This window comes from Deferribacter abyssi (assembly GCF_049472655.1).
Lineage (GTDB): Bacteria > Chrysiogenota > Deferribacteres > Deferribacterales > Deferribacteraceae > Deferribacter > Deferribacter abyssi.
Genome location: NZ_JAQNCS010000030.1, coordinates 1 through 9,317, shown reverse-complemented (window position 1 = coordinate 9,317; position 9,317 = coordinate 1). Strand labels below are relative to the sequence as shown.

General features: G+C 25.2%; 9 protein-coding genes. All 9 read left to right on the top strand.

Translation table 11 applies throughout. The features are described from left to right. The first annotated feature begins 134 nt into the window (after positions 1-134). The 9 genes from OWK30_RS11310 to OWK30_RS11270 are packed head-to-tail and all read left to right on the top strand — an operon-like array spanning position 135 to position 9,088. Positions 135-797 carry an IS3 family transposase gene (locus OWK30_RS11310; protein ID WP_423326565.1) on the top strand — a complete coding sequence of 221 codons (663 nt, stop codon included), beginning with the start codon at positions 135-137 and terminating at the stop codon, positions 795-797. A gap of 9 nt (positions 798-806) precedes the next feature. After that, a complete protein-coding gene (locus OWK30_RS11305) occupies positions 807-1,301 on the top strand; it encodes an IS3 family transposase (RefSeq protein WP_423326567.1) in 495 nt (164 codons plus the stop codon). Between the two features lie 54 nt (positions 1,302-1,355). After that, positions 1,356-2,342 carry a glycosyltransferase family 2 protein gene (locus tag OWK30_RS11300; protein WP_423326563.1) on the top strand — a complete coding sequence of 329 codons (987 nt, stop codon included), beginning with the start codon at positions 1,356-1,358 and terminating at the stop codon, positions 2,340-2,342. Then, positions 2,330-4,201 (top strand): asparagine synthase (glutamine-hydrolyzing), encoded by a 1,872-nt coding sequence (gene asnB / locus OWK30_RS11295; RefSeq protein ID WP_423326561.1) that lies wholly within the window; start codon positions 2,330-2,332, stop codon positions 4,199-4,201. The genes OWK30_RS11300 and asnB overlap by 13 nt, the downstream gene beginning before the upstream one ends. Next, a complete protein-coding gene (locus OWK30_RS11290; RefSeq protein ID WP_423326559.1) occupies positions 4,189-5,595 on the top strand; it encodes an O-antigen polymerase in 1,407 nt (468 codons plus the stop codon). Before asnB ends, OWK30_RS11290 begins: the two co-directional genes overlap by 13 nt. Next, entirely contained in the window at positions 5,588-6,367 is a 780-nt protein-coding gene (locus tag OWK30_RS11285) for a sulfotransferase domain-containing protein (protein ID WP_423326557.1), read from the top strand. Before OWK30_RS11290 ends, OWK30_RS11285 begins: the two co-directional genes overlap by 8 nt. Further along, positions 6,361-7,437, top strand: coding sequence for a CgeB family protein (locus OWK30_RS11280; RefSeq protein ID WP_423326556.1), 1,077 nt, complete (start codon positions 6,361-6,363; stop codon positions 7,435-7,437). The genes OWK30_RS11285 and OWK30_RS11280 overlap by 7 nt, the downstream gene beginning before the upstream one ends. Next, positions 7,427-8,506 carry a glycosyltransferase family 4 protein gene (locus OWK30_RS11275; protein ID WP_423326554.1) on the top strand — a complete coding sequence of 360 codons (1,080 nt, stop codon included), beginning with the start codon at positions 7,427-7,429 and terminating at the stop codon, positions 8,504-8,506. Before OWK30_RS11280 ends, OWK30_RS11275 begins: the two co-directional genes overlap by 11 nt. A gap of 18 nt (positions 8,507-8,524) precedes the next feature. After that, positions 8,525-9,088 (top strand): hypothetical protein, encoded by a 564-nt coding sequence (locus OWK30_RS11270; RefSeq protein ID WP_423326553.1) that lies wholly within the window; start codon positions 8,525-8,527, stop codon positions 9,086-9,088. Positions 9,089-9,317: the final 229 nt, after the last annotated feature.

The window sequence follows — 9,317 nt, the reverse complement described above, 5'->3', positions numbered from 1 at the left end:
ATGTCCCCAGAAAAAGATACCAATTTAGATATGATATATATTCCAAATAGATAAACTAAAATGGGAGATGTAAGATGAGCAGAAAAAGAAGAAACTTCACAGCAGAATTCAAAGCTAAAGTAGTGCTTGAATAATTGTTAGAGGGAGATAAAACAATAAATGAGATAGCAAGTAAATATGACTTGCTTCCAAAGAGTTTGCAGCAATGGAAAAAGCAGTTCTTAGAAAATGCAGTATTGGCATTCGATAAGAGTGCAGTGGTGCAAGAGTATAAAGAGGAGATAGAGACTCTTAAAAAAGAGAAAGACGCAATAGCAAAGAAATTAGGAGAAGTTATAGTAGAGAGGGATTGGGCAGTGGGAAAGCTACAGAGCTTGGACTTATCGATAAAAAGAGAAATAGTTGATAGTGAAGGCAGTGTCCAAGCTCAAATAAAAGTGCCTTCACTAAACAAGAGATTAGAGTTACTTGGTATGTCAAAGACAGCATACTATTATAAACCTGTAATACCGTTTAATTCAGATGGTGATAAAAAGCTTTTAGATGCTATTGATGAGATTCATACAGAATATCCATACTATGGTACAAGACGAATGGTTGTGGAGTTAAAGAAAAGAGGCTTTAACGTTGGTAGAAAGCTTGTTAAAAAAGCTTACGAGTATCTTGGCATCCAAGCACTCTATCCTAAGCCTAAAACAACTATAGCTAATCGATTAGATTACAAGTATCCGTACCTTTTAGAAGAGTTTAAAGATGATAATGGATCGGTTCAAATTGATAAACCTAATGTTGTATAGAGTGGTGATATAACCTATATTAGACTTGAAAAAGGTTTTGCTTACCTATGTGCCATTATTGATTGGCATACCAAGAAAATCATTAGTTGGAAGATATCTAACACAATCGATGTGAATCTTACAACAAGTGTACTAAAAGATGCACTTTCAAAGTATCCAAAGCCAAAAATCTTTAACTCTGATCAAGGAAGCCAATATACAGCAAAAGAACATATTCAGATACTAAAGGATAATGAAATCTCAATCTCTATGGATGCAAAAGGTAGATCAATTGACAATATTGCTATTGAAAGATTCTTTAGAACTCTAAAGTATGAAGATGTCTATCCTAAAAGCTACAATACAATCAAGGAGGCAAGAGATGGTATAGCTGAATATATCAATATCTATAATTCAAAAAGAATTCATTCGTCTATAGGATACAAAACACCTGATAAAGTTTATAATGATTGGATAGAAAGTTGCAATATTGCAAAAGTACAGTTGTTGCAAAATGTAGCATAATGAAAGGAATAAGAAAGATTTCTAAATTGGTCTTGACAAAGGGGGACATTTTAAATGTTACCAAAAGTTAGTATAATAATACCAACATATAATAGAGCTAAATATTTAGTTCAGGCAATTGAAAGTGCCTTAGCACAAGATTATCCAAATTTAGAAGTTGTAGTGTCAGATAACTGTTCAACGGATGAAACACAAACAGTTGTAAAGAATTTTTTAAATGATAAAAGATTTAAGTATTTTAGAAATGAAAAAAATTTAGGAATGGTAGGTAATTGGAGAAAAGCATTATATGAATATATTACAGGTGAATGGGCAATTATTTTATCTGATGATGATTACTTTATTGATAATCAATATATTAGTAAAGCTATCGATTTGATTAATGAAAATAGAGATATTGTGATAGTACATGCTAATCAGATTACATATTATGAAAATGAAGATAAAAAGATTTTTTTAAAAAAAACATTTCCTATTGTAATGAATGGTAAAAATGTTTTTTTTAATTATTATGAAAAAGGCTTAACTTTTGCTTTTGCAACTACAGTATTTAATGTTAAATTAATGAGAGATTTGGAAGTTTTTAAATATGATAAAGTTATAAGTAGTGATTGGTTAGAGTTTTTAAGATTGTGTTTATATGGAAATGTGGGATTTATTGATGACTTTGTATCTGTTTATAGAAGACATGATAATTCAGTGTTAACAACCTCAAATTTTGATACTTTTATTGAAAATACAAAATATATAACAATACCATACGAATATGCTAAAAGAAAAAAAGTTTTCTCTTCTAAGGATTTGGAAAAATGGAAAGAAAGAATGCTAAAAAGATATTTTAATTCTTTATTAAGTATAGTATTAAAAAAAGGAAATATTAAGGATTTGTTACATTTTGTGATTTTTATAAAAAGAAATTATCCTAAATATTTAGTATTATTTATTTATCCAAAAAATTTAGTAAAACTATTTGTATATAAAATTCCACTTTTACATAAATTATATTTAGTATTAAGAAAGAATAAAAAATGTGCGGAATAGTAGGTTTTATAGACTTTAATAAAAGAAGTGATTATAAAATTTTAAAGAATATGACAGATGTTTTATATCAACGAGGACCAGATGATAGTGGATATAGTTTTTATAGATTAGGTGATTGTAATATTGGACTAGGGCATAGAAGACTTTCTATTTTAGATTTAAGTTCACATGGTCGTCAACCTATGAAATTTGAAAACTTAGAGATAGTTTACAATGGAGAAGTTTATAATTTTAAAGAGATTAGAGTTGAGCTTGAAAAATATGGATATAGTTTTGAATCAAATTCTGATACAGAGGTAATTTTAAAGGCTTATCATAAATGGAAAATTGATGCGGTTCATAAATTTAATGGAATGTTTGCTATTGCAATCTTTGACAGAAAGAAAGATGAAATTATTTTAATAAGAGATAGAGCAGGAGTAAAACCACTTTACTATTATCATAAAGATGGACTTTTTATGTTTGCAAGTGAGTTAAAAAGTTTTCATCAAAATCCTTATTTTAAAAAATCTATAAATCAAGAATCATTAGTTAAATACTTACAATTTGGATATATACCACAACCATTAAGCATATTTCAAAATGTTTATAAATTAGAAGCTGGGTATTATTTGACATTAAAAATTGTGAGTGGAAGATTAAAAAATGAAAAATATTGGGATATTGATGATTTTTATCAAAAAAATAAGCTAAACATCTCTTTTGATGAAGCAAAAGAAGAAGTTGAAAAGTTATTGATAAAAGCTTTTAAGTATCGAATGATTTCAGATGTTCCTGTTGGGGTGTTTTTAAGTGGAGGATATGATAGTAGTGCAGTAGCTGCTATCTTACAAAAGCATAGTTCTCAAAAAATTAAAACATTTACTATTGGTTTTAAAGAAGAAAAATATAATGAGGCAATATATGCTAAACAAGTAGCACAACATCTTGGTACTGATCATTATGAACACTATCTTAGTCAAAAAGATGCTTTAAAAATTTTACCAAGACTGCCAGAAATATATGATGAACCTTTTGGAGACAGTAGTGCTATTCCTACTATTATGGTTTCTGAGTTCGCAAAACAATATGTTACAGTAAGTCTAAGTGCAGATGGTGGAGATGAACTTTTTAGCGGATATCCTTCATATAAAAATACTTATGATTTGTATAATAAATTTCATAAATTTCGTATGTTTAATTCATTAAACGTTTTAGACAAGATAATTAATCCATTTCAAATATCAAAATATTTGAAAATATATAATTTAGAAGGAAAGTTTTATAAGTTTTGTGAATTATTGAAAAATAGCAATTCTCCATCAAAATTTTACGAAACTAACACTAAATATTTTTATGATGTAGAGATAGAAAAGCTGTTGAATTTAAAATTAAGTTCAAAAGAAACTTTTTTTGAAAATAGTATTGATAATATGTTGTCATACAGTTTTAAAACTTATCTAAATGATGACATCTTAACAAAGGTTGATAGAGCTACAATGAGTGTAAGTTTAGAAGGCAGAGAACCAATGCTAGATTTTAATCTTATAGAGTTTGTCGCTCAATTACCTGTTGAATACAAGCAAAAAGGCAATCAAACAAAATATATTTTAAAAGAGATAGTTCATAAGTATATACCAAAAGAGCTAATGGAACGTCCAAAAATGGGATTTTCTATTCCTCTTTTTGAGTGGTTTAGAGATGAATTAAAAGTCTTTTTTGAAGAATATTTAAGTCAAAAAGCTATAAATGAAAGCGGAATTTTTAATTATAAATATATTGATATGCTGAAACAAAGTTATCATAATGGATATGGCAATCCTCATAAATTATGGTTAATTTTAATATTTCAGATGTGGTGGGAAAAGTGGGTCAAATAAATATCAATATTTTTTATATTTTATTAATTTTTTATAATGCTTTAATAAGTTTTATATTTGCAATATATAAGTATCAAGTAGGTTACATTTTTTTCTTTTTTTCTTTGGCTATATTTATTTTAATCTTATTGAAAAATAGTGAAAATATTATATATTTTATTAGAACTTTTTTCCTTGGGGTTATAGGCTTTATTGCTTTAGGAGCTAAATTAATAAGTGATGATGCTTTGTTTGGGTTTCATATGCCTGAAAGTCAAACAATAGAAATTGCAAGTTTAATGTTTTTGTTAACAAATATAGCTCTGTTTGGAAGCGAGATAGGATTTTTAATAGCTAAAAAATACAAAATAGAAAACAAAAACAAAATGATTTTTGAAAATAAAAGTTTTTTCTATATAGTGTTTTTTCTTTTATTAAGTGTATCTTTTTTAATTTCTCTACAAAAACAACCAATATATATTGCAGCTTATGGAAGCAATGCAGGTGTTAAAATGCCAGTAAATAATCTAAACTCTATTTCAAATATTTTATTTTATTCATTAATATTTTTATATTTTAAATTTAAAAATTTTTATGGATGGAATATTAAAAGATATAGTTTTTTTTTAATATTTTCAGGTATTTTTCTCTATGTATATTCTGAAATTTTGCATGGTGTTAGAATGGATGCTTTAAATGGAGTATTTGGCGCAATTGTTTTATATTATATTTATACTAACAAGTCATTAAAATTAACCTGGAAAGTTTTTTTGCTGGGAGTATTTTTATTTATTATATTGCAAATTGTGGGTATCATTAGAAGTGCTTTGCAATTTATGACTTTTTCTCAATTGATTGACTTAATTATGAATGGATTTTCTTCTATATTTTTTGGGTCAAAAAGTGGAATAATGTTTTATCAGGGAACTATAAACGACATTGCCACTACTTTCTCTGGAATTATTTATATGTTAAAACATCATATTATTGATTTTTATTATGGAAGTAGTTACTTTGATTATATTTTAAGAACTCCACCAAAATTTTTATATCCAGATAGACCTCAAGACTTGGCTTGGATATTTGTTAATAATGGTTTTACAAGTGGTGGTGGATTTTTTGAATTAGCAGAAGCATATTTAAATTTTGGAGTAATTGGGTTGTTTATTGTACCATTTGTAGTATCTTTTTTACTTGGTTATTCATATAGATTATTTGTTATTAACAGGTATTCAATAGTTCATGCTATTTTATTGTTTTCATTTTTATCTGGGTTTATGAGAGGTGTTTTATATCAAACATTTACTTTTTATAAATCTATAGTGACAGGTTTTACATTGCTGTTTATTTTTTATATTCTTATTGCTATTAGTAAAAATAAAAAATTTATAGGAAAGGTAGTTTTAAATGATTGAATATCAAATTGAAAGTTGGTGGTGGTTTAAATTAAATGGATTATTAAGATGGTGTTTAGTTCATAGGGTTTTACCAAACGATAGTATAGTGTTAACTGAATATCCTAAATCTGGAGGTACTTGGATTGGACAAATGATTTCTGATGCTTTAAAGATACCTTTTCCTAGAAATAGATTGCCTTTATTTAGAAAAAAGCAGCTACTTCATGGGCATTATAAATTAACTTGGAATATAAAAAAACCAATCATTGTTTTTAGGGATGGTAGAGATATTGTAGTTTCTCAATATTTTCATTATCTTATATATAATGAAAAAAACAAATCTCTTGTTGATAAACATAGAAAATATTTTAAAGTGGAAGATTATGAGAATGTTGCAGAAAATCTTCCAAAGTTTATAGAATATGTCAATAATACTAAATATCACCATTTCACTTGGAGTGAATTTGTTAATAGTTGGATAAAGCAAGAAAATATAATACTTACAAGTTATGAAAAATTTAGAAAAAATCCTGTTGATGAATTAATAAAAGTTAGTAGTTTATTAGGTCAGAATTTATCTAAGGAGGAGGCTGAAATAATTGTAGATAGATATTCATTTAAAAAGTTATCTGGAAGAAAAGAGGGAGAAGAAAATAAAAACAGTTTTTTGAGAAAAGGGATAGTTGGGGATTGGAAAAATTATTTCAATGAAGAATCAAAAAAAGTTTTTAAACAATATGCTGGAAAAGAATTGATAAAGTTAGGTTATGAGAAGGATCTTAATTGGTAAGAGTTTTAATTGTAGAAGAAGGCCATAAAGATATTTATGGAAAAATTTTTGAAAAAAGGTTTAGAGAATTAGGATACGAAGTATATGGAATGTATTTACATACTTATTTTAAGGATTATCCATATGATAAAGTGTTAAAGGTTGATAATAATTATATTAAAAAAGCTTATTATAAATTTCAAAAAAAATATAGTATAGGACCAGTTATATATAAAATAAACAGAGATATTATAAATTTTGTAAATAAATATAAAATAGATTTAGTATTTATCTATAGAAACAATCATATTTGGCCTATAACTATTAAAAAATTAAAAAAGTTAGGTGTAAAAGTATTTGATTATAATAATGATGACCCTTTTTCTTTGAAACAACCAAAATATAAATGGAGAAACTATTTCAAATCTTTAAATTTGTATGATTATATTTTTGTTTATAGAAAAAAAAATATTGATGATTTAGAGAAATTAGGATATAAAAATGTAAATTTATTAAGAGCTTATTATATTAAAGAAAAAAATTTTTATATTCCAAATATAAAAGATTATAGATATAAATGCGATGTAATATTTGTTGGTCATTGGGAGAATGATGGAAGAGATGAATATTTGAAGTTATTAATGGATAAGGGTATAGATTTAAAAATATATGGCACTTTATGGGAAAACTCAAAGTATTATAAATATTTTTTATCAAAAATGAAAATGAATAAAATTACTTATTTATCAAAAGACTATAATTTAGCTATTAATAGTGCAAAAATAGCTCTTGTTTTTTTATCAAAACTAAATAATGACACATATACTAGAAGGTGCTTTGAAATACCTGCTACTAAAACTATGATGTTAAGTGAATATACAGATGATTTAGCAAAAAATCTTTTTGAAGAAGGAAAAGAAGCAGAATATTTTAGGAATAAAGAAGAATTATTGCAAAAAGTACAATATTATTTAAATAATATAGATAAAATAAAAATAATAGGAGAAAATGGATATAAAAGACTAATGAAAGATGGTCATGAGGCTATTGATAGATGTAAGGAAATAATGAGGGTATATAATGCAATATAAAATATTACATATCATTCCTTACATTACTTCTAAATATGGAGGCCCTCCTTATGTAGTTAAAAGTTTAAATAAGTTTTTTAATAAAAATAATTTTAATAGTCAGATTTTAACGTTATGTAATAAAAATAAAAATGATAATAATATTAAGTGTTTTAAATTAACTACAAAATATTTTTGGTTTTCTTTTGATTTTATGTTTAATTCGATTAAATATATAAAAAATTGTGATATTATTTTTATTCATGGGATATACAGTTTTACAAGTTTATGGGGAAGTATAATTGGGAAGATTTTTAATAAAAAAATACTTTTATTGCCTCATGGAATGTTAGATAAAGATAGCATAAATAGCTCTAATATTTTTAAAAATATTATTAGAAAAATCTTTTTATATACTATAGGTTTAATAATTATAAAATTTGCTAATAAAATAATTTTTAATTCTCAAAAGGAGAAAGAAAATTCAATTTTTAGTAAAAATAGTATTGTTATACCAAATGGTGTAGATGTAGAATATATTGGCAGTATCAAATGTAATAAAAAATATTTTGCTTACAATAAAATATCATTATTTTTCCTTGGTAGAATACATCCTATTAAAGGAATAGAATTATTGGTCGATGCAATAAATATATTAGATGACAATATGAAAAATAAAATAGAGGTTGTTATCGCTGGAAATGGGGATATGCAATATATTAAATATTTACAAAAAAAAAGTGATAAATGTATAAAATTCATAGGTCATATTGAAGGTGATGAAAAATATTGCTATTTAAAGCAATGTGATATATATTTACAGCCTTCACAAACTGAAGGTTTAAGCATATCTATGCTTGAAGCTATGGCATGTAAAGTTAATATGATTACGACAAATAAGGTTGGTTTATATGAAGAGTTAGTGAAAAATAATGCTGCTAAAATAATAAACTATGATGTAAAAGAATTAAAAGAAGCTATTTTTGATATAATTACCAATAGATTAGATTTTAAAGAGAAAGGATTTGAATTGATAAAAGAAAAGTATAATTGGAATATGATTGTAAAAGAGTATAAAAAATTAATATGATAGATTAAAGGTAATATAATGTTTACAAATGGCAATGAATGGCTAAGAGTAGATTTGCATTTACATACGGTTAGTGATAGTGAGTTTAAATATAATAGAAATAGTTTTGAAGAGGATTATATAAATGCATTAGATAAGGCAGATATTAAAATAGCTACTATTACAAATCATAAATTTAATAAGAAAGAATTTTTACAATTAAATAGTTTAGCAAAAGAAAAAAATATTTGGTTACTTCCAGGGGTAGAACTTGAAGTAAGAGATGGTAGAAGCGGTCTTCATGCTCTTTTTATATTTTATGAAAATGAAGTTGATTATTTAGAGTACTTTATAAGTAACTGTTATGGATTTGGAAGAAAAAGCAAAAGTTTAGATGAAGTAATTTCATTTTTAGATCAAGAGAAAAAAGAGTATATTTTGATTTTAGCTCATGTAGAAAATAGTAAAGGGTTGTTTAAAGAATTAAAACCAGCTAATTATCAATATTGGATTGAGCAAGATTTTTTTAGAAATAAAATTTTAGCACTTCAAGATGCAAGTAAAGGTAATATAAAAAAATTTGAAAATGAAATAAAAAAATAAAAAAAGATAAATATAAAAATAGGTTACCAGCTTATGTTTCATTTTGTGACGCAAAAAGTATAGAGGATATAGTAAATAAAGATAGGAAAACTTTTGTAAAATTGGGTGAATTTAATTTTGAAGCGTTAAAATTTGCTTTTTTAAATCATTTTATTAGAATTTCTTTAAGTAAAAGGGATATATCCTATTCAAGAATATTGTCTATGAAAGTAGATGGAGAGTTTATAAA

Bases quoted from the DNA above. Each gene is read 5' to 3' on its own strand.
- OWK30_RS11270 (WP_423326553.1), top strand. From the start codon at position 8,525: ATGTTTACAAATGGCAATGAATGGCTAAGAGTAGATTTGCATTTACAT.
- asnB (WP_423326561.1), top strand. From the start codon at position 2,330: ATGTGCGGAATAGTAGGTTTTATAGACTTTAATAAAAGAAGTGATTAT.
- OWK30_RS11275 (WP_423326554.1), top strand. From the start codon at position 7,427: ATGCAATATAAAATATTACATATCATTCCTTACATTACTTCTAAATAT.
- OWK30_RS11300 (WP_423326563.1), top strand. From the start codon at position 1,356: ATGTTACCAAAAGTTAGTATAATAATACCAACATATAATAGAGCTAAA.
- OWK30_RS11285 (WP_423326557.1), top strand. From the start codon at position 5,588: ATGATTGAATATCAAATTGAAAGTTGGTGGTGGTTTAAATTAAATGGA.